General features: G+C 64.0%; 25 protein-coding genes and 8 tRNA genes. 6 read left to right on the top strand and 27 right to left on the bottom strand.

The features are described 5' to 3' along the window. Positions 1-13: 13 nt before the first annotated feature. The 15 genes from OU994_RS23485 to gltX all read right to left on the bottom strand — a co-directional run bounded on the left by OU994_RS23485 (position 14) and on the right by gltX (position 8,243). A tRNA-Glu gene (locus OU994_RS23485) sits at positions 14-89 on the bottom strand. 71 nt (positions 90-160) lie between these two features. Beyond that, positions 161-236 (bottom strand) — tRNA-Glu (locus tag OU994_RS23490). 96 nt (positions 237-332) lie between these two features. After that, positions 333-638 carry a cytochrome C oxidase subunit IV family protein gene (locus tag OU994_RS23495; RefSeq protein ID WP_281607922.1) on the bottom strand — a complete coding sequence of 102 codons (306 nt, stop codon included), beginning with the start codon at positions 636-638 and terminating at the stop codon, positions 333-335. Between the two features lie 9 nt (positions 639-647). Next, positions 648-1,349, bottom strand: coding sequence for a heme-copper oxidase subunit III family protein (locus tag OU994_RS23500; RefSeq protein ID WP_281607923.1), 702 nt, complete (start codon positions 1,347-1,349; stop codon positions 648-650). Between the two features lie 11 nt (positions 1,350-1,360). After that, positions 1,361-2,026, bottom strand: coding sequence for a bb3-type cytochrome oxidase subunit III (locus OU994_RS23505; RefSeq protein WP_281607924.1), 666 nt, complete (start codon positions 2,024-2,026; stop codon positions 1,361-1,363). Further along, positions 2,023-3,909 carry a cytochrome c oxidase subunit I gene (gene ctaD / locus OU994_RS23510; RefSeq protein ID WP_281607925.1) on the bottom strand — a complete coding sequence of 629 codons (1,887 nt, stop codon included), beginning with the start codon at positions 3,907-3,909 and terminating at the stop codon, positions 2,023-2,025. The genes OU994_RS23505 and ctaD overlap by 4 nt, the downstream gene beginning before the upstream one ends. 136 nt (positions 3,910-4,045) lie before the next feature. After that, positions 4,046-5,185 carry a cytochrome c oxidase subunit II gene (locus tag OU994_RS23515; RefSeq protein WP_281611699.1) on the bottom strand — a complete coding sequence of 380 codons (1,140 nt, stop codon included), beginning with the start codon at positions 5,183-5,185 and terminating at the stop codon, positions 4,046-4,048. A gap of 13 nt (positions 5,186-5,198) precedes the next feature. After that, entirely contained in the window at positions 5,199-5,732 is a 534-nt protein-coding gene (locus OU994_RS23520; RefSeq protein WP_229420738.1) for a hypothetical protein, read from the bottom strand. 193 nt (positions 5,733-5,925) lie between these two features. After that, positions 5,926-6,001: transfer RNA gene (locus OU994_RS23525), tRNA-Glu, on the bottom strand. Positions 6,002-6,033: 32 nt separating this feature from the next. Beyond that, a tRNA-Ala gene (locus OU994_RS23530) sits at positions 6,034-6,109 on the bottom strand. A 60-nt stretch (positions 6,110-6,169) separates the two neighbouring features. Continuing rightward, a tRNA-Glu gene (locus OU994_RS23535) sits at positions 6,170-6,245 on the bottom strand. 44 nt (positions 6,246-6,289) lie between these two features. Then, a tRNA-Ala gene (locus OU994_RS23540) sits at positions 6,290-6,365 on the bottom strand. Between the two features lie 146 nt (positions 6,366-6,511). Continuing rightward, positions 6,512-6,587, bottom strand: a tRNA-Glu gene (locus tag OU994_RS23545). Positions 6,588-6,657: 70 nt separating this feature from the next. Beyond that, positions 6,658-6,733, bottom strand: a tRNA-Ala gene (locus OU994_RS23550). Positions 6,734-6,809: 76 nt separating this feature from the next. Continuing rightward, positions 6,810-8,243: a glutamate--tRNA ligase gene (gene gltX, locus OU994_RS23555; RefSeq protein ID WP_281607926.1), complete on the bottom strand. Its 1,434-nt coding sequence runs from the start codon at positions 8,241-8,243 to the stop codon at positions 6,810-6,812. Positions 8,244-8,329: 86 nt separating this feature from the next. Here gltX and OU994_RS23560 point away from each other — a divergent pair, with 86 nt between their 5' ends. Continuing rightward, positions 8,330-9,778, top strand: a complete 1,449-nt coding sequence (locus OU994_RS23560) for a serine hydrolase (RefSeq protein ID WP_281607927.1) — start codon at positions 8,330-8,332, stop codon at positions 9,776-9,778. 73 nt (positions 9,779-9,851) lie between these two features. On the opposite strand, the gene OU994_RS23565 is transcribed toward OU994_RS23560, so the two are convergent. Beyond that, complete coding sequence (locus OU994_RS23565; RefSeq protein WP_281607928.1) at positions 9,852-10,904, bottom strand: hypothetical protein; 1,053 nt, start codon at positions 10,902-10,904, stop codon at positions 9,852-9,854. Positions 10,905-10,908: 4 nt separating this feature from the next. After that, positions 10,909-11,991 (bottom strand): iron-sulfur cluster carrier protein ApbC, encoded by a 1,083-nt coding sequence (gene apbC, locus OU994_RS23570; protein ID WP_281607929.1) that lies wholly within the window; start codon positions 11,989-11,991, stop codon positions 10,909-10,911. Between the two features lie 125 nt (positions 11,992-12,116). Between apbC and metG the strand changes: the two genes are divergently transcribed. Together metG and OU994_RS23580 are read left to right on the top strand one after the other, a co-directional pair. Beyond that, entirely contained in the window at positions 12,117-14,285 is a 2,169-nt protein-coding gene (metG, locus tag OU994_RS23575) for a methionine--tRNA ligase (RefSeq protein WP_281607930.1), read from the top strand. A gap of 18 nt (positions 14,286-14,303) precedes the next feature. Beyond that, the gene (locus OU994_RS23580) at positions 14,304-14,780 is read left to right on the top strand and encodes a GNAT family N-acetyltransferase (RefSeq protein WP_281607931.1); all 477 of its coding nucleotides are present in this window, start codon (positions 14,304-14,306) and stop codon (positions 14,778-14,780) included. A gap of 307 nt (positions 14,781-15,087) precedes the next feature. Here the strand turns inward: OU994_RS23580 and OU994_RS23585 are convergent, their stop codons facing one another. Both OU994_RS23585 and OU994_RS23590 read right to left on the bottom strand, forming a co-directional pair. Beyond that, the gene (locus OU994_RS23585) at positions 15,088-15,222 is read right to left on the bottom strand and encodes a hypothetical protein (RefSeq protein ID WP_259772419.1); all 135 of its coding nucleotides are present in this window, start codon (positions 15,220-15,222) and stop codon (positions 15,088-15,090) included. A 61-nt stretch (positions 15,223-15,283) separates the two neighbouring features. Next, complete coding sequence (locus tag OU994_RS23590; protein WP_281611700.1) at positions 15,284-16,189, bottom strand: DMT family transporter; 906 nt, start codon at positions 16,187-16,189, stop codon at positions 15,284-15,286. A gap of 132 nt (positions 16,190-16,321) precedes the next feature. Here OU994_RS23590 and OU994_RS23595 point away from each other — a divergent pair, with 132 nt between their 5' ends. From OU994_RS23595 to panC, 3 genes are all read left to right on the top strand, one after another. Then, on the top strand, positions 16,322-16,534 hold the full coding sequence (locus OU994_RS23595; RefSeq protein WP_131144823.1) for a DUF3460 family protein: 213 nt from the start codon (positions 16,322-16,324) through the stop codon (positions 16,532-16,534). A gap of 18 nt (positions 16,535-16,552) precedes the next feature. Further along, complete coding sequence (locus OU994_RS23600) at positions 16,553-17,443, top strand: ScpA family protein (protein ID WP_281607932.1); 891 nt, start codon at positions 16,553-16,555, stop codon at positions 17,441-17,443. Between the two features lie 62 nt (positions 17,444-17,505). Beyond that, a complete protein-coding gene (panC, locus tag OU994_RS23605; RefSeq protein ID WP_131144821.1) occupies positions 17,506-18,345 on the top strand; it encodes a pantoate--beta-alanine ligase in 840 nt (279 codons plus the stop codon). Between the two features lie 252 nt (positions 18,346-18,597). Here panC and OU994_RS23610 read toward each other — a convergent pair whose 3' ends face one another. The 8 genes from OU994_RS23610 to OU994_RS23645 all read right to left on the bottom strand — a co-directional run bounded on the left by OU994_RS23610 (position 18,598) and on the right by OU994_RS23645 (position 26,204). Next, positions 18,598-19,806 carry an EAL and HDOD domain-containing protein gene (locus OU994_RS23610; RefSeq protein ID WP_281607933.1) on the bottom strand — a complete coding sequence of 403 codons (1,209 nt, stop codon included), beginning with the start codon at positions 19,804-19,806 and terminating at the stop codon, positions 18,598-18,600. 38 nt (positions 19,807-19,844) lie between these two features. Further along, positions 19,845-20,501, bottom strand: coding sequence for a protein phosphatase CheZ (gene cheZ, locus OU994_RS23615; protein ID WP_131144819.1), 657 nt, complete (start codon positions 20,499-20,501; stop codon positions 19,845-19,847). A gap of 3 nt (positions 20,502-20,504) precedes the next feature. Then, positions 20,505-20,894, bottom strand: coding sequence for a chemotaxis response regulator CheY (cheY, locus tag OU994_RS23620; RefSeq protein WP_131144818.1), 390 nt, complete (start codon positions 20,892-20,894; stop codon positions 20,505-20,507). A gap of 347 nt (positions 20,895-21,241) precedes the next feature. Beyond that, entirely contained in the window at positions 21,242-22,312 is a 1,071-nt protein-coding gene (locus OU994_RS23625) for a chemotaxis response regulator protein-glutamate methylesterase (protein WP_131144817.1), read from the bottom strand. A gap of 107 nt (positions 22,313-22,419) precedes the next feature. Then, on the bottom strand, positions 22,420-23,019 hold the full coding sequence (gene cheD / locus OU994_RS23630) for a chemoreceptor glutamine deamidase CheD (RefSeq protein WP_131148944.1): 600 nt from the start codon (positions 23,017-23,019) through the stop codon (positions 22,420-22,422). A 28-nt stretch (positions 23,020-23,047) separates the two neighbouring features. Continuing rightward, a complete protein-coding gene (locus OU994_RS23635) occupies positions 23,048-23,908 on the bottom strand; it encodes a CheR family methyltransferase (protein WP_131144816.1) in 861 nt (286 codons plus the stop codon). Between the two features lie 13 nt (positions 23,909-23,921). Continuing rightward, a complete protein-coding gene (locus OU994_RS23640) occupies positions 23,922-25,649 on the bottom strand; it encodes a methyl-accepting chemotaxis protein (protein WP_281607934.1) in 1,728 nt (575 codons plus the stop codon). Positions 25,650-25,721: 72 nt separating this feature from the next. Continuing rightward, positions 25,722-26,204: a chemotaxis protein CheW gene (locus OU994_RS23645; RefSeq protein WP_137313842.1), complete on the bottom strand. Its 483-nt coding sequence runs from the start codon at positions 26,202-26,204 to the stop codon at positions 25,722-25,724. Positions 26,205-26,309 lie beyond the last annotated feature (105 nt).

Here is a 26,309-nt window from a genome sequence, read left to right on the forward strand (position 1 = left end):
CCATGAATAATCTTGGCGTCCCCACGGGGATTCGAACCCCGGTACTCACCGTGAAAGGGTGATGTCCTAGGCCTCTAGACGATGGGGACCCTGGACGACTTTTTACGTGCTCAAATTTATTGATCGTGCACGGAAGGCTTGAAGCGATCCCGGCAAAACCTGGCGTCCCCACGGGGATTCGAACCCCGGTACTCACCGTGAAAGGGTGATGTCCTAGGCCTCTAGACGATGGGGACGTCGTAAAAGCGTGCGCGCATTATAGCACCGGGCCACATGCCGTTACAAGGGTGAAACTCGTACTGTCCGGCAACGCCAATTGCGGCATGCGTGCCCTAGCGTGGATACAGGCTGCGCAGCGAGAAGATGTAATCGGACTCGGTCGCCATCATTCCCGCCAGTACCAGCAGGGCCGTGGGAGGAATCACGACCACGCACACCAGCGCCAGCCGTTCCCAGCGCAGGTGCATGAACACGGCAACGATCAGCGCGGCCTTTGCCATCATCAGTGCCAGGATCAGCGTCCACCGCAGCAAGCCTTCCACGTGCAGCAGGTCGACCAGGTACGACAGCGCGCTGAGCACGAACAGCAATCCCCACACCTTCAGGTACAGCCCAACCGGATGTTGCTGGCCTTCCATGGCGCCTCCTTACCACAGGTAGAACAAGGCAAAGATGAAGACCCAGACCAGGTCGACGAAGTGCCAGTAGAGTCCGGCGATCTCGACGATCTCGTAGCCCTTGCGTTCGTACGCGCCGTGCGCGACGCGCCACGCGACGATGGCCAGGTAGATGACGCCGGCCGTCACGTGCATGCCGTGGAAGCCGGTGATCATGAAGAAGCTGGCGCCGAACTGGGCCGAGCCCATCGGATTACCCCACGGCCGCACGCCCTCGGCGATCAGCTTGCTCCATTCGAACGCCTGCATGCCGACGAACAGCGCGCCACAGACGGCCGTACCCGCCATCAGCGCCGCGCAGCGCCTGCGGTCGCGGCGGTAGGCGTAGTTCACGGCCATCGCCATCGTGCCGCTGCTCGAGATCAGCACGAAGGTCATGATGGCGATCAGGATCAGCGGCAGGTGTACGCCGCCGATCGTCAGCGCGAACACTTCGCTGGGGTTCGGCCACCCGGTGGTGGTGGCCATCCGCACCGACATGTAGCCGGTGAGGAAGGTGCCGAAGATGAAGGTGTCGCTGAGCAGGAAGATCCACATCATCGCCTTGCCCCAGGGGACGTGGAACATCTGCCGGTCGCCCGACAGGTCGGACGCGAGTTCGGCCGCCCTGCCGGGCCAGCCGGCGCGCGGCGGCTCCGGATCGGACGGGGCGGCTCCAGGCTGCGCGGACATGGCCTCTCCCTTCAGCGGATGGTGATGCCGACGGCCGCGCACACGTCGCGCACCAGCTCCGGCGTCAGCCCGAACAGCAGGCCGAACACGGCGCACCACAGCAGCAGCAGCGCATGCCAGTAGCGCGCGCACAGGGCCAGGCTCTCGCGCAGCCACAGGCCGTCGTCCGGCCGGCGCCGCGCCAGCACCCACGCGGCGGCGAGCATGCCGCCTGCCACGTGGACGATGTGCAAGCCCGTCAGCATGTAGAAGAAGCCGGCGGCGGGCCCCGCCGAGATGACGACCCGCTGCGCGGCCATGGCATCCCAGGCCCACAGCTGGCTGGCCACGAAGGCCGCGGACAAGGTCCAGCCCAGCAAGCCGATCCGGTGCGCCAGCCGCAGGTGCCGCCGCGATGCCGCGCGCGCCGCCAGCGGCCAGGCCACGTCGCCGGCCGCCAGCAGCGCCGTGGACAGCCACAGCTGCCATGGCACCGGCGGCAGCAGGCGCCAGTCCTCGTAGCCGATGCGCATCAGGTACGCCGCGCCGAACAGCGCGAACAGGGTGCAGACAACACCGATGAACGTCCACAAGCCCACTTCGCGGGTGCCGTACGGCGCCGGCCCGGACCCGGGCCAGTAGCCGTCCGGCTGGAACGGGCACCGCGGATCGCAGAGCCGGAGCATTTGCGTCATCATGTTCGTTGCCCTCCTTCGGTCGGGCCGGCCGGCCCCGGCATCGGCGCCCCGGCGCGCCCGGCCCTGCCATCGGACTTACCGGACTTGTCGGACTTATCGGGCTCATCGGGCTCGTCGGGTTCGTCGGGTCCCACGTCCTGCGGCAGGTAATCGCCCTCGGGGCCGCTGCGGCCATAGCCGTACGGCCCGCGATACACGACGGGCAGGCGCGCGCCCCAGTTGCCGTGGGCAGGGGGCGTCTCCGGTGTGTGCCACTCCAGGCTGCCGGCACGCCACGGATTGCCACCGGCCGGGCGGCCCCGCCGCACGCTCCACGCCAGGTTTGCCAGGAACAGCAATTGGGCGATGCCGACCACCAGCGCCGCCACGGTGATGAAGGCATTCAGCGATTGCGCCGAGGGGGGAATGAAGTTGTAGTTGTCGTAGGCGTAGTAGCGGCGCGGCATGCCGAGCAGGCCCAGGTAATGCATCGGGAAGAAGATCGCATACGCGCCCAGGAAGGTGATCCAGAAATGCAGCTGCGCCATGCCTTCGTGGTACATCCGGCCTGTTACCTTCGGGTACCAGTGATAGATGCCGCCGAACACGGCCAGCACGGGCGAAACGCCCATCACCATGTGGAAGTGGGCGACGACGAAGTACGTGTTCGACAGCGGGATGTCGACGCTGACATTGCCGAGGAACAGGCCGGTCAGCCCGCCGATCAGGAAGGTGCTGATGAAGCCGAGCGCGAACAGCATCGGCGCGGTCAGGTGGATATCGCCGCGCCACAGTGTCAGCGTCCAGTTGTACACCTTCAGCGCGGTGGGCACGGCGATCACGAGCGTGCTGACCGCGAAGAAGAAGCCGAACCATGGATGCATGCCGGACACATACATATGGTGTGCCCAGACGACGAACGACAGGGCACCGATGATCACGATCGCCCACACCATCATGCGGTAGCCGAAGATGCACTTGCGCGCGTGCACGCTGATGAGGTCGGAAATGATGCCGAAGGCGGGCAGCGCCACGATATACACCTCGGGGTGGCCGAAGAACCAGAACAGGTGCTGGAACAGCAGCGGGCTGCCGCCGCTGTAGTCCAGCTGCTGGCCCATCGACACGATCGCCGGCATGAAGAAGCTGGTGCCCAGCACGCGGTCGAGCAGCATCATCACGCCGGACACGAACAGCGCGGGGAAAGCCAGCAGCGCCAGGATCGTGGCGATGAAGATGCCCCAGACGGTGAGCGGCATGCGCATCAGGGTCATGCCGCGCGTGCGTGCCTGCAGGATCGTCGTCACGTAGTTCAGCCCGCCCATGGTGGCCGCCACGATGAAGACCAGCAGCGACGCCAGCATGACGACGATGCCGGCCTCGACACCCGGCGTGCCGGGCAGGATGGCTTGCGGCGGATACAGCGTCCACCCCGCGCCGGTGGGCCCGCCCGGCACGAAGAAGCTGGCGACCAGGATCAGCACGGCGAGCAGGTAGAACCAGAAGCTCAGCATGTTCAGGTAAGGGAACACCATGTCGCGCGCGCCCACCATCAGCGGGATCAGGTAGTTGCCGAAGCCGCCCAGGAAGATCGCCGTCAGCAGGTAGATCACCATGATCATGCCGTGCATGGTGATGTACTGGTAATAGGTGGCGGGATCGATGAACTCGAACTTGCCGGGGAAGCCCAGCTGCAGGCGCATCAGGTCGGACAGCACGATGCCGATCACGCCCACCACCAGGGCCGTGATGGTGTACTGGATGGCGATCACCTTGTGGTCCTGGCTCCACACGTAGCGGCGCAGGAAGCCCGTGGGCGCATGGTCCTCTTCCGCTTCGCCATGGGCGCCGCCGGGGAGCACGTCGCCAGCGGCGCCATGGAGTTCTTCGGTCTCGTCGGACATCCGTCCTCCCGTGCGCCTGGTTGAAAAGCCGGTGCGTGGCCCGGTGCGCTGCTCAGTACATTGCTTGGTGCATTGCTCGGTGCATTGCCTGGTATATCGCGCGGTGCATTGTTCGGTGCTATGCCCGGTGCATTGCTCAGCGCACCGTCTTGATATAGTCGACGACGGCCGCCAGCTCCGCGTCCGTCAGCCCTGCCGGCGGCATCACCGGCGGATAGCCGCGCACCACGCTGGCCTGCGGCGCATTGATCGCCTGCCGCAGGTAGGCGTCGTCCACCTTCGCCGTGACACCGCCTTCGAGCGCTTCGGTGCTGCCGTACAGGCCTTTCCACGACGGGCCGACGCCACGGCTGCCATCGACGCTGTGGCAAGCCATGCAGCCCTTCTGCTGCGCCAGCAGCTGCCCTACCTTGCCAGGCTCGGCAGGACCGCCGGGGGCGCCTGGCAGGCCGGAAGAGCCCGGAGCGCCCGATCCTCCCGCTCCGCCGGCCGTTGCGCCGGCGAAGGTGGGCTGCTGCGCCAGCCACTCGGCATACGCGGCGGGTTCGTCGATGACAACCCAGCCGCGCATGTTCGAATGGCCCACGCCGCACAACTGCGCGCACAGGACCTCGTAGCGCCCGGTACGCTCGGGCGTGAACCAGAACTGCGTGGTCATGCCGGGCACCATGTTCATCCGCGTGCGGAACTGCGGCACGTAGAAATCGTGCAGCGTGTCCTGCGCGCGCAACAGCGCCAGCGCCGGACGGTTCAGCGGAAGGTGCAGTTCCTGGCCCTGCACCAGAACGTCGTCCTGGCCATGCGCATCCCGTGGATCGATGCCGAACGGGTTGGCGCCGGTGATGAACTGCGTGCCTGCCCCGCCAAGCTTGCCATCCCGCCCGGGCAGGCGGTAATGCCACTGCCACTGCCGGCCCATCACCTCGAATACCTGCGCGCTGGCGGGCGGGTCGATCAGCTTGGCGTACACGACCAGCCCCGGCGCCAGCAAGCCGATGATGCCGGCCGTGGTGACGGCGACCAGCCACCACTCGAGCCGCGGGTTGCCATGCGCTGCCGAGGCGCGGTGGCCCGCGCGATGGCGGAAGCGCACCAGCGCATACGCGACGAACAGGTGCAGCACGACGAAGGCGACACCGGTGATCACGAAGGTCAGCCACAGCGCATCGTCCATCGCATGCCAGTTCGACGCGATCGGCGTGAGCTGCCACGGGCTGACGAAGTGGAACACCACCGCGCCGACGGCGATCAACACCAGCGTGACTGCCAGCGCGATGGCCATGTCCGCCTCAGCGCCGCCGTTCCAGCATCCGGTAGATCAGCCCCGCCATCACGCCGAACTCGATGTGCCCCAGCACGGTGACCCATCCACGCATCTCGGCGAACCACGGCAATACGCTCGTGATCACATAAAAATTGAACAGGTACAGCAGCAGCCCGAACACGATGCCGGTGGTGACGGCCATGACAACGCTGGAGTCGAGGCGGAACGGCGCCATGAGCGCGGCCAGCACGAGCCCGAAGAAGGTGCCGAGCAGGTAATGCACGGCGAGCGCGGCGACCAGCACTTCGAGGCTGTAGCCGCCCACTTGCAGCACCGACGAGCCCAGCGCCAGTGCGGCGACCAGCCGCGGCGTGCGCCACGGATCCGTGCCGATGGCGGCCGCGAACGCCAGCTCCACCAGCATCACGATGCCGCCCGCCCCGAAGCCGGCCAGTGCGCCGATCGCCCAGTCGGGTTCGCGCGCCGTCCAGCGATGCGATTGGGCGCGCATGCGGTGGAGATAGGTGTTCAGGAACGAACCGAAGCCATGCATTTCCATATGCGCCTCCCTCCAGGCATTCACGACGGGGAATGCTTTGAGTGTAGGTCGGAACCGCGCGGGAACAAGGAGAGAATTTCGAGCTGGAAGCGGAACTTTGGAAGAAGGCTGGCGGAAGGGCAAAGGAACTTCGCGATGCGCGGCGCGAAAAACAAAAAAGCCGCTCGGGGCGGCTTGATCATCGCAACTGCTTTGGCGTCCCCACGGGGATTCGAACCCCGGTACTCACCGTGAAAGGGTGATGTCCTAGGCCTCTAGACGATGGGGACCTTGGAACTTCCGTGACTGCTTGTCCGCGCGGTGGTGGAGGTAAGCGGGATCGAACCGCTGACCTCTTGCATGCCATGCAAGCGCTCTCCCAGCTGAGCTATACCCCCCTGGCACAGACAATGTACTGCTACTGCTACTTCTTTCTACTGCTGCCAGCATCAAGCTGCTGGCGTCCCCACGGGGATTCGAACCCCGGTACTCACCGTGAAAGGGTGATGTCCTAGGCCTCTAGACGATGGGGACCCTGGACTGCCCTAACCTACTTCAACTCGCTTCATCTGCGCCTCTGGTGGAGGTAAGCGGGATCGAACCGCTGACCTCTTGCATGCCATGCAAGCGCTCTCCCAGCTGAGCTATACCCCCGCTGGCACAGACAAAATAAAAGCCGCTCACGCGACTTTTGTTACCACCGCCGCGACTGGCATCACTACATGCCGCGACAGTTACAACAAACTTCGACAACAAACTTCGACAACAAACTTCGACTACCAACTTCAACTTCAAAACCTTGGCGTCCCCACGGGGATTCGAACCCCGGTACTCACCGTGAAAGGGTGATGTCCTAGGCCTCTAGACGATGGGGACCCGGAACTTCCGCGCTGCTACTTTACTACTGTTTTCTTACTACATTTACTACTACCACCCTTCGCCAAACTGGTGGAGGTAAGCGGGATCGAACCGCTGACCTCTTGCATGCCATGCAAGCGCTCTCCCAGCTGAGCTATACCCCCGTTTGCGAAGAGACAGAAGTATAGCAGCGGTTTAAGAAAACGCAAATACCCGAATGAAAGATTTCAATGCTTTCGCTTACAAATATTTGCCAACGCGTGCCAGCACGACGTCGCGGCCGAACAACTGCAGCACGGCATCGATCGCCGGCGTCTGCAGCTGGCCGGTGACGATCAGGCGCAGCGGCATGGCCAGCTGCGGCATCTTCAGGCCGTTGGCGGCCAGGACTTCCTTGATCATCGCGGCGATCGCCTCCTTGCTCCACTCGACCGTGGCGATGCGCTCGGCGAACAGCGCCAGCGCCGGCTTCACGGCATCGGTGAAGTGCTGCGCCATCAGCGCCGCATCCGGCTGCGGGTCGCGGTAGAACAGCATCGCCGCATCGGCCAGTTCGTTGACGGTGTTGGCGCGCTCCTTGAACAGCGCCAGCACGGTGGCCAGCTCGGGAGCACCGTCGAACACGGCACCCGCTTCCCGCATGCGCGGCCCGGCCAGTGCGGCCAGGCGCGCATTGTCGGCCTGCTTGATCCAGTGATTATTCAGCCACGCCAGCTTTTCATTGTTGAACTGCGCCGGCGACGCGGTCAGGTGCTCCAGGTTGAACCATTCGCAGAACTGCGCCATCGAGAACACTTCGTCGTCGCCATGGCTCCAGCCCAGGCGCGCCAGGTAATTGAGCATCGCTTCCGGCAGGAAGCCCTGGGCCGGGTATTCCATCACGCTGACGGCGCCGTGGCGCTTCGACAGCTTCTGGCCGTCCGAGCCGAGGATCATCGGCAGGTGGCCGTATTCCGGCAACTGGGCACCGATCGCGCGCAGGATGTTGATCTGGCGCGGCGTGTTGTTCACGTGGTCGTCGCCGCGCAGCACGTGGGTGATGCGCATGTCCCAGTCATCCACCGCCACGCAGAAGTTGTACGTGGGCGTGCCGTCGGTGCGGGCGATGACCAGGTCGTCGAGCTCCTTGTTGGAGATCGTGATCGGCCCCTTCACTACGTCGTGCCACGTGACGTCGCCGTCGAGCGGATTCTTGAAGCGCACCACCGGCTTGCGGCCTTCCGGGATGGCGGGCAGCGCCTTGCCTTCTTCCGGGCGCCAGGTGCCGTCGTAGCGGGGCTTTTCGCCCGCGGCGCGGAAGCGTTCGCGCATCGCCTCCACTTCTTCCGGCGTGCAATAGCAGTGGTAGGCGGTGCCCGCCTCCAGCATCTGGCCGATCACTTCGCGGTAGCGGTCCATCCGCTGCATCTGGTAGAACGGCCCTTCGTCATGGTCCAGGCCCAGCCACTGCATGCCGTCGATGATCGCCTGCACGGCTTCCGGCGTGGAGCGTTCCAGGTCGGTATCCTCTATGCGCAGCACGAAGGTGCCGCCGAAGTGACGCGCATAGGCCCACGAGTACAGTGCCGTGCGGGCGCCACCCAGGTGGAGGAAGCCGGTCGGGCTGGGCGCAAAACGGGTACGGACCGGGTTGGCGGGCGGGTTGGCTGGAATCTTTGCTGGAGCAGTGGTCATTTCAGTCTGAGGCGTTGGATATAAAGGGGCTATTTTAACTCGCATCTGACTTATACTCGGACGTCCCCCGACTTCCGGAGCCGCCCTTGAAGCACCCATCGCGCCTGCCACTCCTGCCCCTTCTCCCTCTCCTGTTCTGCGCGCTGCCCGCGACGGCCGCCACCGACCCTGGCCTGGCGGCGCGCATCGCCGCCGTGGAAAGCGGTCTGCAGCCGGCCGTCGTGATCGCCGGGGCCGCGCCGGTGCAGCGCCGGCTGGCCGATGAAATGGCCCGCCTCGGCGTGCCGGGTGCCAGCATCGCCGTGATCCATGCCGGCGAAATCGAATGGGCCAAGGGATATGGCGTGGTGACGCCGGGCGGCGCCCCCGTCACGCCGGGCACGCTGTTCCAGGCCGGCTCGATCAGCAAGCCGGTCGCCGCGCTGGCCGCGCTGAAGCTGGTGGAAGGGGGCACGCTGGCGCTGGACGCCAACATCAATGGCTACAGCCAGTGGTGGAAGCTGCCGAACAAGGTCGACAATTCTCCTGTCACGCTGCGCCAGCTGCTGTCGCACACGGCCGGCACCACTGTGCACGGCTTCCCCGGCTACGCGGCGGGTGCGAAGGTGCCGACGCTGGTGCAACTGCTCAACGGCGCCGCGCCGGCCAATACGCGCGGCGTGCATGTGGCCACCAAACCGGGCACGAAGTGGCGCTATTCCGGCGGCGGGTACGAAGTCATCCAGTACGTGATCGGCGAACGCACCAAGTCCGGATTCGCCCAGGTGGCGCAGGATACGGTGCTGAAACCGCTGGCGATGAACGACAGCACGTTTGCGCAACCGCTGCCACCCGCGCTGCTGGCACGCGCCGCCCTGCCCCATGACGGCAGTGGCAAGCCGATCGCCGGCGGCCCGCACACCTATCCGGAACTGGCGGCGGCCGGCCTGTGGTCCACGCCGTCCGACCTGGCGAAACTGGCGATCGAGGTCAGGCTGTCGGCGGCGGGGCAATCGAACAAGGTGCTGTCGCAATCGATGACGCAGCTGATGCTGGCGCCGGTGCTGGACGACTTCGGCCTGGGCTGGCGCATCGACGGCACCGGCCAGGCGCAATCGTTCAGCCACGGCGGCGCCAACGCGGGGTACCAGAATACGTTGATCGCCTACACGGAACGGGGCGACGGGGTAGCCGTGATGACCAACGGCGACCGGGGCGGCGAACTGGCGGGCGCCCTCGTGCGCGCGGTGGCCAGCGCCTACAACTGGCCGACCCAGCGGGCCAAGGTGCGCACGGCGATCGCCACGCCCGCCGCGGCCCTGGCGGCGCTGCCCGGCAAGTACGTGATCGAAGGCCTGGGCGACTTCACGATCGCCCGCAGTGGCGACGGGCTGACCGTCGCGCTGCGCGAAGGCGCCGCGGAACCGCTCCATGCGGCACCGGACGGGGCCTGGTTCGTCACGTCGATGGATGCCGAACTGCGTTTCGCCGCCACCAATGACCGCGGGCGCGTTACCGCGCCGGGACTCGATACGGCGTTTGCAAAAGCGAAGTGATGTAGAAGGGTGAAGCAGCAAGGCCACGCAGGCGGCCGGGCGCCGCCTGCGTGGCGAAGACATCCCGCGGCCGTCACTTGCCCAGCGGCGCGCCCGTGTACTTGAGGACGATGCCTTTCGGCCCGACGGCCCAGCCGGCCGACGGCGAAGCGAAGCCGACGGTGTTGACCGGCGTGCGGTCCAGCACTTTCCAGCTCTTGCCGGCATCGCCGGAGTAACCGGAACCGGCCAGGCCCGCCGCCACGAACGTGTCGGCGGCGCCGCGCACCGGCACCACCACCGACATGTAGCCGGCCGGCAGTACCTGCACGGGCGTCCAGCTGGCACCGCCATCCTCGCTGCGGGCGCCGTTTACGCCCGCCAGCGCGACTTCCTTGTAGTCGCCACCCGCCGCGATGCCCACCTGCGCATCGCGGAACCCTACGGAAAACAGGCCGCGGGCCGGCGCGCCGGCAGCCACCGGCACCGCGGCGGCCTGCCAGGTCCGCCCGCCATCCTTCGAGTGGAACACGCGCGGGTTTTGCGCGCCGCCGGTGGCGAACCAGGCATCGCCGCTGCCGGCCACGGTCAGGCACGTACCGCTGGCCGCGAAGGCACCCTCGTCGGGCAGCGCGCGCAAGCCCGTCTCGTCGGTTACCGGCTGCCACGTGGCGCCGCCGTCGTGCGTGACGCGCACCTGGAAGCGGCCATCGACCGGATCGCCGAACAGGATGCCGCGGCGCGCATCCCAGAACGCGATCGCGTCCCAGAAGCCGCGCGGCTCGGGATTGGTGATGGCCAGCTGCCACGTTGCGCCACCATCGGCCGTGCGGTAGATGCGCGACGCGTCACCGGGGCCGGCGCTCATCACGATCGCCGTATCGGCATCGATCGCGTGGATGTCGCGGAAGTCCAGCTTCTCCGCCCCCGGCACCACCATCACGCTCCACGTACCGCCATCGACGGTGCGCAACACGGTGCCCTTCGCGCCGCTGGCCCAGGCCACCGTGGTGCTGACGACCGACAGGCCGCGCAGCTCCGCCTGCGTGCCGCTGGCTTGCGGCTGCCAGGCGGCCGATTGCGCGAATGCCGGCGCGGCCGCTGTCACGGCGGCAAGCAGGGCGGCGAGAACGGTGGCGTGCCTCATCCGCTTAGTCGTTCTTCACGACGATGGTGGGGAACTTGCTGCTCATGTCCTTGGCCTTTTCCGCCACGCGGATCGCCACCTTGCGGGCGATTTCCCGGTAGATGCCGGCCACCGCGCCATCCGGGTCGGCCACCACCGTGGGCTTGCCCGAATCGGTCTGCTCGCGGATCGACATCTTCAGCGGCAGCTTGCCCAGGAAGTCCACCTTGAAATCCTGGGTCATCTTCTCGCCGCCGCCGGCGCCGAAGATTTCCTCGACATGGCCGCAATTCGAGCAGATGTGCGTGCTCATGTTTTCCACCACGCCCAGGATCGGGATGCCGACCTTCTCGAACATCTTCAGGCCTTTGCGGGCATCCAGCAGCGCGATGTCCTGCGGCGTGGTGACGATCACCGCGCCCGTCACCGGTACCTTCTGGGACAGCGTCAGCTGGATGTCGCCGGTGCCCGGCGGCATGTCGATGACGAGGTAGTCGAGGTCGCGCCAGTTGGTCTGGTCCAGCAGCTGCTGCAGCGCCTGCGTGACCATCGGGCCGCGCCACACCATCGGCTCGTCCGGATCGATCAGGAAGCCGATCGACGACACCTGCACGCCGTGGTTTTCCATCGGCTCCATCGACTTGCCATCCTTGGTGATCGGGCGGCCCGACACACCCAGCATCATCGGCTGCGACGGACCATAGATATCGGCATCGAGCACGCCGACCGTGGCGCCCTCGGCGGCCAGGGCCAGCGCCAGGTTGACGGCGGTGGTCGACTTGCCGACGCCGCCCTTGCCGGAAGCGACGGCGATGATGTTCTTGACATTGGGCAGCGGCTTCAGGCCGCGCTGCACCGTGTGGGCGATGATCTTGCTGTAGACATTCAGGCTGACCGGCAGGCCGAAGGCTTGCAGTGCTTCCAGCACGCTGGCGCGGATCGGCTCGATCTGGGTTTTCGCCGGATAACCCAGCTCGATATCCAGGCTGATCTGGCCATTGTCCACTTTCAGGTTGCGGACCGACTTGGTGGCGATGAAATCCCTGGCGGTGTTGGGATCGACCACCCGGGACAGGGCTGCCTTGACGTCTTCGACTGTGATGCTCATGTAAATCTCCGTGATTGAAGCGGAAGTCTAGCGCAAATCGGCTGGGGACATGAGGTCAAGCAAGCCCGCACGCCGCCGCATGGGCTGGTAAAATGGTCCTTTTATATCATTTCTTCGCGCTGACCATGACTCGCAAGCTGTTCGTCACCACCGCCCTGCCCTACGCAAACGCCGCCTTCCATATCGGCCACATGATGGAATATATCCAGGCCGACATCTGGGTCCGTTTCCAGCGAATGCAGCGCGATGTGGTGGAAGGTGAATTCCGGCCGCGCGAAGTACATTTCGTCGGCGCCGACGATACCCACGGCACGCCGATCATGATCGCCGCCGAAAAGGAAGGCATCACGCCGCAGGAATTCGTGGCCAAGATCGCCGCCGGCCGCGCCCAGTACCTGGACGGTTTCCATATCGCCTTCGATAACTGGTATTCCACCGATTCGCCGGAAAACGTCGAGCTGTCGCAGGGGATCTACCGCAAGCTGCGCGACAATGGCCTGATCCAGACGAAAACCGTCGACCGCTTCTTCGACCCGGTCAAGGGCATGTTCCTGGCGGACCGCAACATCAAGGGGGAATGCCCGAAATGCGGCGCGAAGGACCAGTATGGCGACAATTGCGAAGTATGCGGCGCCGCCTACCAGCCGACCGACCTGGTGAATCCGTATTCCGTGTTCACCAACGCCACGCCCGTATTGAAGCCTTCCGAACAATATTTCTTCAAGCTGTCCGACCCGCGCTGCTTTGAATTCCTGCGCGACTGGCTCAATACCCCGGGCCGGCTGCAGCCGGAAATGGTGAACAAGGTATCGGAATGGCTGGGCGAAGCCGGCGAAAAGCTGGCCGACTGGGATATTTCCCGCGACGCGCCCTATTTCGGCATCCCGATTCCCGACGCGCCGGGCAAGTTCTTCTATGTGTGGCTGGACGCGCCGGTCGGCTACCTGGCGTCGCTGAAGAATTACTTCAGCAAGACAGGCATCGATTACGACGCCTTCCTGCGCGACCCGGCCGCCGAGCAGATCCACTTCATCGGCAAGGATATCGTCTCGTTCCACCTGCTGTTCTGGCCGGCGATGCTGAAATTCGCCGACCACCCGGTGATCGACAACCTGAAAGTCAATGTGCACGGTCACCTGACCGTGAACAATGAAAAAATGTCCAAGTCGCGCGGCACCGGCATTTCGCCGCTGCGCTACCTGAACCTGGGCATGAATCCGGAATGGCTGCGTTATTACATCGCCTTCAAGCTCAATTCCAAGGTGGAAGACCTGGACTTCACGGGCGAGGATTTCGTTGCCCGCGTCAATTCGGACCTGATCGGCAAGTATGTCAATATCGCCAGCCGGTGCGCCGGTTTCATTGCCAAGAAATTCGATGGCAAGCTGTCGGCCCAGTTGTCCGATACCTCGCTGGGCTGGATCAAGCGCGCACTGACGGATGCCGAAGGCCATGTCCGCGCCGATTCGATCGCGCTGAGCTACGAGAGCCGCGAATTCGGCAAGGCGCTGCGCGAGATCATGGAAATCGCCGACGTGACGAACCAGTACGTCGATGAAAACAAGCCCTGGGTGCTGGCCAAGGATGAAACGAAGCTGGCCGAACTGCACGACGTCTGCACGACGGCGCTGATCCTGTTCCGCCAGCTGACCATCCTGCTGTCGCCGGTGCTGCCGGGCGTGGCGGCGAAGGTGCAGGCGTTCCTGAACGATGCCAGCCTGACCTGGGCCGATACGGGCGTGGAAGCGGCCTCGTCGGCCATGCTGGGCCGCACCATCGGCGCCTACAGCCACCTGATGACCCGGGTGGATGCCAAGATGATCGACGAGCTGTTCGATGCGCCGAAGCCGGCCGCCGTGGCCGCTCCCGTTGCCTCCGCCGCCGCGCCGGCCGCGACTTCGGCACCGGCTGCCGATGCGGGCTCCGCCACCGGTATCGAGGAATTGGCGCCGGAAATCAAGATCGACGATTTCATGAAGATCGACTTGCGGATCGCGAAGATCGTTAACTGCGAACACGTGGAAGGTTCCGAGAAACTGCTGCGCCTCACCTTGGACGTGGGCGAAGGCCGCCACCGCAATATTTTCTCCGGCATCAAGTCGATGTACCAGCCGGCCGATCTCGTCGGTAAATTGACGGTGTTGGTGGCGAACCTGGCGCCGCGCAAGATGGGGAAATTCGGCGTTTCCGAAGGCATGGTATTGGCCGCATCCGCCACGGATGAAAAAGCCAATCCGGGCATTTATATCCTCAACCCATGGCCGGGCGCCGAGCCGGGCATGCGCATCCGATAACAGGGATTCTCGTCAACGATGAAATTTGTCGTCCGGACTGCCTTTGATGACGACGCACCGATAATTGCCGGCCTCACGCGCAATGCGTGGGCCGGTAAAGTCAGCGTCACTTCCAGTGGCCACCGGGAAACCGCCGTCCTCGTCGCAGAACACCTGCGCCAGGGCGGCGGTTTTCTTTTATTGAACGAAAAAGAGCCGATCGGTTCGGTACGCTGGCTGCCCCACGAGACCGAAACGGATTGCTGGGAAATATTAAGGATGGGCATATTGCCGGATTACTGCGGCAATAACCTGTCCCAGCATTTACTGGAAGCCGTGATTCACCACGGCATCGACAGCGGCATCGGCGAATTGCGCCTCGCGGTGCGCAGCGATCAGCGCAAGCTGGTCGACTTTTATTCCGCCTTTTCCTTTGAACTTGCCGAAGAGCTGGAATACTCCCACGCCAACCCTCTTGAACCAGCCCCGCTGGTCATGCGCCGCACCCTCCGTTGATAGCTGTGTTTCGGTGACAGCCGCCCGGCTGTTTCGCCGACCTCATGCCAATTTTCAGCATAATCGGGCCAAAAAGTGGCGCGAATTGAACATTCTGGCGTTGCTTCTATTGCGACCTTATCAACATTTCCAAAAAAAGGGGACAGTCCCCGAGTCCTGGAAACTTTTCCTGAAGACGGGGACAGACCCGTTTTTGGAAATGTTTCCTCAGATCGGGGTCTGACCCCGGTTTTTGGAAAATGTTTTCGGAAGGAATGCCGGTCAAACATGGCAAATGTTTTTGCCGCGAAATGAAAAAAGCCGGCGCTCAGGGCCGGCTATCTTGCTGGGTTTGCTCCGCAATGGGTTTGGGCGGTTTCGGCGGTGTCGACTGGTCGCATGCGGCAAGGCAGGCGAGCAATATCGATTGCACCGCGGCGATGGCGGCGAGCTTCTTGAACATGGTGCCTCCGCATGCGTGGGGAGGAAGCCAAGATAACAGGTCTATATCGAGCCGGGCGCACTCATGATGCGCGGCGTGATGACACGACAATACCGCCGACGATCAATACGAATGCCATGCCGTGGTAAATGTGCGGCGCCTCGCCGAGAAATGCGGACGACATCAGCGCGGCGAACAGCGGGGTCAGGTTACTGAAGAATGCGCCAATTGCCGGGCCAGCCTGTTGCACACCTGCCCCCCAGCAGCGGAATGCGATGATTGCCGGGCCAATGGCCACATACACCAGTGCGGCGAGCAATGTGCCATTCCAGTGGATGACCGCATCCGTGAATGCCCATTCACCGGCCGCGAATAAACCGGACCATGCGACGCCGAATCCCACCTGGGCCACCAGGAACGACGCCCAGTTACTCTTCAATTCGGCCGGTTCCGAAGTCCGTATCAGCAGCCAGCTATACAGGGACCAGGCGATCGTCGCCAGGATCATGAACAGGTCGCCCGCCACCAGGCGCAATTCCATCAAATGGTGCCATTCACCCCGCGCCAATACGACCAATACGCCGCCGATCGACAGCACGGCGCCGATCATCTGCTTGCGCGATACGCTGGCGCCAAAGAACAGCCAGCCGGTTGCCATCATCCACACGGGCATGCCGGCCGCGACCAGTGTGACGTTGATCGGCGTGCTGGTTTGCAGCGCCAGGTACTGGAGCGCGTTATACATACCGACGCCAAGCAGCCCCAGCAAGGCGTAGCGGCGCCAGTGCCGCCACAGTCCACTATCGCGGCCGAACACCGGCCCCGCCAGCGGCAGCAGGATTCCCAGCGCGAGCAGCCAGCGCAGGAAGTTCAGCGTCATCGGCGGCACGAGGTCGTGTACGAGCCGTCCCACGATGGCGTTGCCGGCCCACAGCAGGGGCGCGAGTGTGAGAAGGCCGGCGGTGCGGAGTGTCAGGCGTGAATTCATTGCAGGAAAGAATACCCGATCCGGCAAGCCGTTGCAGCGAAGCCAGAAATGCGGACAAGACATTCCGGAAATTCCCTTCAGCATGCCGCAGCGCGGTAGAATAGCCGCTGGTTTTCACCCTTCTTTCACGATATGAAACTCCTGTTCAAACAACACCGCGGTTACGAGTCCGATCACACCCAGTTCATCAAGGCTCTCAAGGAAAAGAACCCGAGCATCGAAGCGGGCCAGCAGCAGGGCCGTTCCCTGCTGTGGGACAAGGAACCCACTTCGCTGGACGAGCAATCCCGCCAGCGCGCTTCCCGCATCGCACAACAGCCTTACGTCTACCAGAACAAGCTCTGATCCTTCGGGACGGCACGCATGCTGCCACAGGATGCGGCGGACGGCACGCAAGACAGCGTGACCGCCGCAGTGCCGGATGCGCCCCCCGCGGCGCTGCCGGCCGGGAACAGCGCCACGGCTCCTGCCGAAGGCGCTGCTTTCGCGCGTCTGTACGGCGAGCCGCTGCTCAAGCTGCCCAACGACCTGTACATCCCGCCCGACGCGCTGGAAATCTTCCTCGACGCTTTCGAAGGTCCGCTCGACCTGTTGCTGTACCTGATCCGCCGCCAGAATTTCAATATCCTGGATATCCCGATGGCCCAGGTCACGCTGCAGTATTTGAAGTATGTCGAGCAGATCCGGCTGTCGAACCTGGAGCTGGCGGCCGAGTACCTGCTGATGGCGGCCATGCTCATCGAGATCAAGTCGCGCATGCTGCTGCCGCAGCGCCCGCACGACATCGAGCTCGAAGCCGAGGATCCCCGCGCGGAACTGGTGCGCCGCCTGCTGGAGTACGAGCAGATCAAGCTGGCCGCCTACGATTTGAACACGCTGCCGCAGGTCGACCGCGACTTCGTCCGCACGCAGATCTTCATCGAGCAGAGCCTGGCGCCAGCCTGGCCCGACGTCAGCCCGGCGGACTTGCAGGCGGCCTGGCGCGGCCTGATGAAACGGGCCACGCTGAAGCAGCATCACCGGATTTCGCGCGAAGAATTGTCGGTGCGCGAGCACATGACGAACATCCTGCGCCGCCTGCAATCGCAGCGTTTCGTCGAGTTTGCCGACCTGTTCGATCCGGGCGCCGGCGTGCCGGTCCTGGTCGTCAATTTCGTGGCGATGCTGGAACTGGCGAAGGAAACCCTGATCGAGATTACCCAGGCCGAACCGTTTGCCCCGATCTACGTGCGTCTCGCGTATTCTCCGGCATGAAGCACCGGAATACCCGGCGCGGCTGCGTGTCCCGAATTTTCGTCTGAACCAAGAAGAATATTATGAAAATCATTTCCTCCATCGAAGAACTGCGTGACCAGCTCTCGGGCCAGTTGCGCACCGCGTTCGTACCCACGATGGGCAACCTGCATGAAGGCCACCTGTCGCTGATGCGGCTGGCGCGCAAGCATGGCGACCCCGTCGTGGCATCGATCTTCGTGAACCGCCTGCAATTCGGTCCGAACGAGGATTTCGACAAATACCCCCGCACCTTCCAGGCCGACGTGGAAAAGCTGGAAAAGGAAGGCGTGTACGTGCTGTTCGCGCCGACCGAAAAGGATCTGTATCCGGAACCGCAGGAATACCGCGTGCAGCCGCCGGATGGCCTGGGCAATATCCTCGAAGGCGAATTCCGCCCGGGGTTTTTCAACGGTGTATGCACGGTGGTGACGAAGCTGTTCTCGTGCGTGCAGCCGAAGGTGGCCGTGTTCGGCAAGAAGGATTACCAGCAGTTGATGATCGTTCGGAACATGTCGCGCCAGTTCGCGCTGCCGACGCAGATCATCGGCGCCGAAACGTTCCGCGCGGAAGATGGCCTGGCGCTGTCGTCGCGCAATATGTACCTGTCCGCCGCCGAGCGCGCCGAAGCGCCGGCGCTGTACAACGCGCTCAATTTCGTCGCCAATGAAATGCGCGCGGGCCACCTGGACGTGTTCCAGCTCGAGCACAAGGCAATGGACGAGCTGGCCGCGCGCGGCTGGAAGCCGGACTACATCAGCATCCGCAAGCGCGCCGACCTGCAACCGCCGAACGCCGGCGACCTGGCGCAGGGCGAACCGCTGGTGGTGCTGGCCGCTGCGAAGCTGGGCACCACGCGCCTGATCGACAACCTGGAAATCTGACGCACGGTCCATCTTCCGCGACGCGGCTGTTTCAAAAAAATCGGTGACAGGCTCCATTTTCCGGGAAACATTTCCTGGAAATCGGAGCCTGTCACCGTTTTTACAGAAACATTTCCTGGAAATCGGAGCCTGTCACCGGTTTTCGGGAAACATTGCAGGGAAAATGGTGACTGTCACCGTTTTTCGGGAAACATTGCAGAAAAAATGGTGACTGTCACCGTTTTTGGTGGCGCGGTTTTCGCCTTCGGATGTTCAGCCCGTGACGTTCTGCGTCCACGCCAGCGCCGACAGGTGGGCCTTGTTGACTTCTTCGGGCGTCAGCTGCAGCGAGGCGGCCAGCGAAGCGACGAGGCTGGAGTTGAGCTCGCACGCCTCGGCCAGCGCCAGGTACGGGCCGAACCGGCCGCCCCGCTCCAGCAGCGCGGTGACGATTTCCGCGGACAGCGGCACCGCCTCCAGCACTTCCTTCATGGGAATCCCCAGCAGCCGGTCCAGCAGGGAGAACATGCCGGCAACGAAGATGTTCTCGGCATCGGCACGGCCCAGCGCGGCCAGGCCCAGCAGTTCGGCCAGGCGGCCGCGCACCACGGCCGTTTCCAGCAGCACCGGCGAATAGCCGCTCGTGCTGGCGGTAGCGAGCAGCAGCGTCAGCCAGCGGTACAGGGGCTGGTAGCCCAGCAGCGCGATGGCTTGCCGGAGCGACTGGATTTCCCGGCCGGCACCGAAGCCGGCCGAGTTGATGTAGCGCAGCAGCTTGTACGACAGCGCGGCATCGCGCTTCAGCACGCTCTCGATCTTCGGCACGTCGGCATTGGCCTGCACCATCTGCATCAGCTGCAGGATGGTGGTCTGTGCCGGGTTCATGCCCTTGACGTCGGTTCCCGGCCGCGGTGTCAGGTGCAGCTTGCCGACGAAGGCATCGATGCCCAGCGCGGCGCAGGCATCGAAGTCCGCCCAGGTGGCCACGGGCCGGCCGACCATCCGCACCGACGACTGCTTCAGCGCCGCATAGGCACGCGCCTGGGCGGCCACGTCGGCCCCCGTGAAGCGCACTTCGACGTACGACGCGATCATCGGCAGCCGGTTGCCGGCACGCGCCAGGTCACAGTTGCGCAGGAGGATGCCGACATTGCCGGCGCGTAGCGCGCGCACGGCGGCCAGCGTATCGGGATTGGCCAGTTCGGCGGTGCGGATCGACAGGACGGTGTGCTGCGGCGGCAGGTCGTGCAGCGCATCCGTGGACAGCATGCCGGGTACCGCCTGCAGGAACAGCGTCTTGTCGCGCAGCAGCCAGCCCCGCTCGGCATCGTTGACGTGGACGGCGACGAAGCCGACCAGGTCTTCCAGCTCGGCCAGCGTGGGCGCCGCGCTGGCATCGAGCTGCCACGCGAGTTCATAGCCGACCACGCGCTGCTGCGGGTCGAGCAAGGGCTCGCGAACGAGGAAATGCGTCTGGTGCATGGGAATGGGGAAAAGCGAGCCGCGTGGCCCGCCCGGGATCAGAAGCCGAGGCTGTCGAGCAGGTCGTCGACCTGGCTCTGGTCGGCCACCACGCCGTCTTTCGCCTTGTCGATCTGCGGACCGTTGAGGAGGCCGGTGTCGAGCTCCTTCTTCAATTGCTCGGGTGCGAAGTCGATCAGCGTCTGGACCAGCTGTTTTTCGAGGTTTTGCGCGATGGCGGTCACGCGCTTGATCACCTGGCCGGTCAAGTCCTGGAAGTCCTGCGCCATCATGATGTCCATCAGGTGGCCCTTGGTGGCCCCGGTGGCTTCGGTGGTGGCGGCCAGGCTCGCGATGGTACGCTGCGCCAGGGCGCGCCACTCGGCGCTGTCGTTCCCGTCATTGCCCTGGCCATCCAGCAGGGCCTGCCAGGCACCGGACAATTCCTTGGCATCGCTGCAGATGCGGTCCTGCAACGGGCCGGCTTCGTCGGTGGCATTGAGGACTTTCTGGGCGGCGTCCTCGGAAAGGCGCGCCACGTAGTCGAGACGATCGCGGGCGTCGGGGATATCCTCGGCCGCCTTCTCGATCAGCTTGTCCAGGCCCAGCCCGCGCAGGTTCTCGTGCAGCGCACGGGTCATGTGACCGATGCGCGCCAGGAACTCTTCATGCGGATCCGCGCCGTTGACGACGGCACCGCCGGCTTGCTCAACCATGGATCAGGCTCCGAGTTTTTCGAAGATCTTGTTCAGCTTTTCATCCAGCGTGGCCGCCGTGAAAGGCTTGACGACGTAGCCATTGGCGCCGGCCTGGGCCGCCGCGATGATGTTTTCCTTCTTGGCTTCGGCGGTCACCATCAGCACCGGCAGCTTGGCCAGCGCGGGATCGGCACGGATGTTCTGCAGCATGGTCAGGCCATCCATGTTCGGCATGTTCCAGTCGGACACGACGAAGTCGAACTGTTCCGAGCGCAGCTTGGCCAGGGCCATCACGCCGTCCTCGGCTTCGTCCACATTGGCATAACCCAGTTCTTTCAACAGATTCCGGACGATGCGGCGCATCGTCGAGAAGTCGTCTACTACCAGAAATTTCATCTTTGGATCAGCCATGAATTGCTCCGTTGTTTCTCTACGCGGTTATAAATAATGAGTGTCGGTTTGGGTCGCGCCACCAGCATCTTTGAAGGATAGCATTTAAGTTGCCTCTAGGGAATGAAGCACACCCTAATTGCCCCTGAAAAAACCACATCCGTATCTATCACGCCAATATCGCATCCATATTGCGCAAGGTTCGCGCCGGGATTGCGCAAATCCGCATGAAACCTGCGCCGAATTTGCCCAGATCCCGCGCCGGATCCGGCCCAGTTCCACCTGCTCACGGCCATCATGCCCGGCCAGTATCCACCGGGAGGGCCGATGAGCCCTGTTCTTTATGTTCTTTATGTTCTTTATGTTCTTTACACTCGCAAGGCACGCATGCCGTGCTGCGCCAGGTAGCCCAGCACCATGCCCGGCAGCGCCTGCAACGCGCCGACCTCATGGGTGGCGCCGACCGCGATCGCCTCGCGCGGCATGCCGAACACCACGCAACTGGCTTCGTCCTGCGCAAAATTATACGCCCCGGCTCCCTTCATCTCCAGCATGCCAGCCGCGCCATCCTTGCCCATGCCGGTCAGGATCACGCCCACCGCGTTCTTGCCGGCGTGCTGCGCGGCCGAGCGGAACAGCACATCCACCGAGGGCCGGTGCCGGTTCACCGGCTCGCCGTTGTCGAGCTTGGTCATGTAGTTCGCGCCGGAACGCGCCAGCAGCAGGTGCGAGTGGCCGGGCGCGATATAGGCATGGCCCGGCAGCACGCGCTCGTTGCCTTGCGCTTCCTGCACCGAGATCTTGCACAGCGAATCCAGGCGCTTCGCGAACGAGCGCGTAAACCCTTCCGGCATGTGCTGCGTGATCAGGATCCCCGGGCAGTCGGACGGCATCTGCATCAGGAATTCGCGGATCGCTTCGGTGCCGCCGGTCGACGCACCGACGATGATCAGTTTTTCGGACGACATCAGCGGATTGCGTAATTGTGGCAGGGGTGCGTGCCCTTCGGCGCCCGCTTGGGGCAGCGTGCGCGCCCGGATGCGGGCCTTGGCGGCGCCACGGATCTTGTCGGCGATCAGGTCGGCATACTCGCGCATGCCGGTCTGGATCGAGATCTTCGGCTTCTGCACGAAGTCCACGGCGCCCAGTTCCAGCGCGCGCATCGTGATCTCCGAGCCGCGCTCGGTCAGCGACGACACCATCACCACCGGCATCGGCCGCAGGCGCATCAGCTTTTCAAGGAAATCCAGGCCATCCATCTTCGGCATTTCCACGTCGAGCGTGAGCACGTGCGGATTGGTTTGCTTGATCAGCTCGCGCGCGACCAGCGGATCGGGCGCCGTACCGACCACTTCCATGTCCGGCTGGCTGTTGATAATTTCCGTCATCACGCTGCGGATCAGCGCGGAATCGTCGACGACGACGACCTTGATTTTCATAAATACCTCGAAGTACCTTGTATCACAGCGTCATGTAGTACAGCGTCACGTATCACAGCGTCACGTATCACGGCGTCGTGTGACGTGGCAGCCAGAAAGGGGGCCAGTCAGAACAACTCGATTTCGCCGGCGACCGGCTGCTTCTTCAGGCGGCTGGCGTACTCGATTTCGCGCTTGGCCAGCGTATCGTTATGCGATTGCATCAGCTTCTTCACCAGCACCTTGCCGCTGCGGGGGAAGAAATACACCTTGCGCGGGTAGATGTCGTTCAAGTCCTCGGCCACCACGCGAATGCGCTCGTTGCGCAGGAAGGTCTGCACGAATGCCGCGTTGCGCTCGCCCACGTTCATGGCGGTGAAACCCTTCAGCACCGCGCCGCCGCCGAACACCTTGGCTTCCAGGTTGTCGCGCCGGGCGCCCGATTTCAGCAGGCTGTTGATCAGGATTTCCATCGCATAGGTGCCATAGCGGGCCGACGCGGACACGGGGCTGTTCGCATCCGCGCCGCCATCGGGCAGCATGAAGTGGTTCATGCCGCCCAGGCCGGACACGCGGTCGCGGATGCAGGCCGAGACGCACGATCCCAGCACGGTCACGATCAGCATGTCCTTCTGCGTGAAGTAGTATTCGCCCGGCAGGATCTTCGCCGCCTCGCAGTCGAACGTTCGGTCGTAGTAGACGTTGGTGGCGATGTGTTCATTGTCCATCATGTGTCTTTCAATTGCGCTCGCGCCCTCAAGCCCGCTGCTGCACGGCGACCCGCGCGGCATTGTCCAGCTCATACACGGTCTTGCCGCGCAGCTTCAGGGAGTCCGACACATACAGGAAATTCTCGGAGTGCCCGGCGAACAGCAGGCCGTCGGGTTTCATCAGGGGCACGAAGCGCGACAGGATCTTGCGCTGCGTGGCCTTGTCGAAGTAAATCATCACATTGCGGCAGAAGATCACGTCGAACGGTCCACGGATGTCCCACCGCTCTTCCAGCAGGTTCAGCGGACGATACGTGATCAGCTGGCGCAGTTCCGGGCGGGCCCGCACCATGCCTGCCTTGTCGCCCTTCCCTTTCAGGAAGAAGCGGCGTTGCTGCTCGGCCGTCAGCTTCTCGATCCGTTCGATCGGATAGATGCCGTTGGCGGCCGTGGCCAGCACGTTGGTGTCGATATCGGTGGCGATGATGTGCACCGGCGGCGTCAGCGTGTTCAGCGCCTCGCACACGGTGATCGCGATCGAGTACGGTTCCTCGCCCGTGGAACTGGCCGAGCACCAGATGTTGAGCGTTTCACCCTTGTGCTTCTTCACGTGCTCGGCCAGCAATGGGAAATGATGCGCCTCGCGGAAGAACGACGTCAGGTTCGTCGTCAGCGCGTTGGTGAACGATTCCCATTCGGTGGGCATGCGCCCCGCTTCCAGGTCGTCCAGGTACTTGGCGAACGACGTGATGCCGGTCGCCCGCAGCCGGCGCGCCAGGCGCGAGTAGACCATCTCCTGCTTGCTGTCGGCCAGCGAAATGCCGGCCCGCTTGTAGATCAGTCCACGCACGCGCTCGAAGTCGCGGCCGTTGAAGTCGAATTCCTTGACGGTATCTCTGGACATCATCGCTCCCGGGGGCTCAGAACTCTTCCCAGTCGTCGCCTGCCGGCGTGGCAGCGGTCTTCTTCGCTGCCGGCGAGGCCACGGCCACCTTGCCCGCCGGTTTCGGAGCCGCCTTGGCGGCGGGGAGCACGGCCGGCTTCACGGCCGGCTTGAAGGCTGGCTTGGTGCTGGCCACCGCCGGGAGCGCCGCGGTTGCTTCGCCGCCCAGCTTGAAGATCGCCACCGCCTCGGCCAGGCGCTGCGCCTGGTCCTGCATGCTCTCGGCCGCGGCAGCCGCCTGTTCCACCAGCGCCGCGTTCTGCTGCGTCATGTCGTCCATCTGCGCGATCGACACGTTGACTTCCTCGATGCCCTGGCTCTGTTCCTGCGTGGCGGCGGTGATCTCGCCCATGATGTCGGCCACCTGGCGGATCGACGTGACGATCAGCCCCATGGTCTGTCCCGCTTCGTCGACCAGCTTGCCGCCGGCATCGACCTTGGTCACGGAATCGTCGATCAGCGCCTTGATTTCCTTGGCCGCGCTGGCCGAACGCTGGGCCAGGTTGCGCACTTCCGACGCCACCACCGCGAAACCGCGGCCCTGTTCGCCGGCGCGTGCCGCTTCCACCGCGGCGTTCAGGGCCAGGATGTTGGTCTGGAAGGCGATGCCATCGATGACGCCGATGATGTCGACGATCTTCGACGAACTGGCCTTGATCGAGCCCATCGTGTCGACCACCTGCGATACCACCTGGCCGCCCTTTTCCGCCACCGACGACGCGGTGACGGCCAGCTGGTTGGCCTGCCGCGCGTTGTCGGCGTTCTGCTTCACGGTCGACGTCAGCGTGCCCATCGACGAAGCGGTCTCGCCCAGCGAATTGGCCTGGGTTTCGGTGCGCGCCGACAGGTCGGCGTTGCCCGAGGCGATTTCCTGCGAGGCCAGCGCGATGGTCTCGGTACCGCTGCGCACCTGGCCCACGGTCTTCACCAGGCTGTCGTTCATGTCCTTCAGTGCCTGCAGCAGTTCGCTGGTTTCATCCTTGCCCTCGACCACCACGCGCGAGGTCAGCTCGCCGGCGGCGACGCGCTGCGCCACCTCGACGGCGCCGGCCAGCGGCACGGTGATCGAGCGGGTCGTGAAGACCGCGCACACCACGCCGACGGCCACGCCCAGCGCGCCCAGCAGCAGCGTCAGCATCAGCACGCGGTTATCCGCTTCCACCGAGCGTTCCTGCAGCGTCTTCATGGCCGCATGCTGGAGGTCCACCAGGCGGTTCAGCGCTTCCAGCGCGCGCGTGTTCAGCGGGTCGATGCGGCCCGAGATGATCTTCGTCGCGCCTTCGGCATTGAAGGCCATCACCTGCGCCATCGCATCCTTGAACGCCGCGTCGACATCCTTGTCCAGCGCCGCCAGGTCGACCAGCACCTTCTTTTCGGCGTCGTCCAGGCCCAGCTTTTCCAGCTTGCCCAGCGCTTCCGCATAGCGCGCCTGCTGCGCCTTGACCTTGGCTTCTTCCTTCTGCATCAGCTCGACGTCGGACTGCAGGCCGATGTTGCGCATGGCGATGCCCGATTCCAGCATCGCCGCCTTCATCGCGATGGCCGCGCGGCTCTTGGCGCTGGTCAGTTCCAGCCCCTCGTTCAGCTGCGACTTGTTGCGGTGATTCAGTCCGTTGGCGGTCAGCACCAGCGCCACCAGGATCAGCAGGATAATGCCGAATCCGATGCCGAGGCGCGTGCCGATCTTGAAGTTCCGTACGTTCATGTCAATACCCGTTTCCGATAGGTGCGGTACGCCCTCTGCCGGAGCTGGCCGCTGTGTGTCATTCGATGCCGTTTATGCGGCGGTCTTGTCCATCAGGCCCATCTCGGGGCTCGACATCAGCTTGTCGATGTCCATCAGGATCAGCATCCGTTCGCCGACGGTACCCAGGCCGATCATGTACTCGGACGAGAACACGGTGCCCATTTCCGGCGACGGCTTGATCTGGTCCGGTTCCAGCGTGGTCACGTCGGACACGCTGTCCACCACCATGCCCACCACGCGGCCATTGATGTTCAGGATGATCACCACGGTGAACTGGTCGTACACCGGCTCGCCCAGGCGGAACTTGATGCGCATGTCCACCACCGGGATGATGATGCCGCGCAGGTTGATCACGCCCTTGATGAATTCCGGCGCGTTGGCGATGCGGGTCACCGCTTCGTAGCCGCGGATCTCCTGCACCTTCAGGATGTCGATGCCGTATTCTTCCTTGCCCAACGTGAAGGCCAGGAACTCGTGGCCCGCGATGTCGGCATGCTGGTTTGCGTCTGCCATGTTGTGTCCTTTGCTATTCATGATGTTCAATTCGGTAGTTCAATTCGGGTAGTTCAATTCGGGTGGTTCTGGTTCGGCCCGTTCGGTTCAGCGCGTTCGATTCAC

It is taken from the genome of Pseudoduganella sp. SL102 (assembly GCF_027856995.1).
GTDB lineage: Bacteria > Pseudomonadota > Gammaproteobacteria > Burkholderiales > Burkholderiaceae_D > Rugamonas > Rugamonas albidiflava.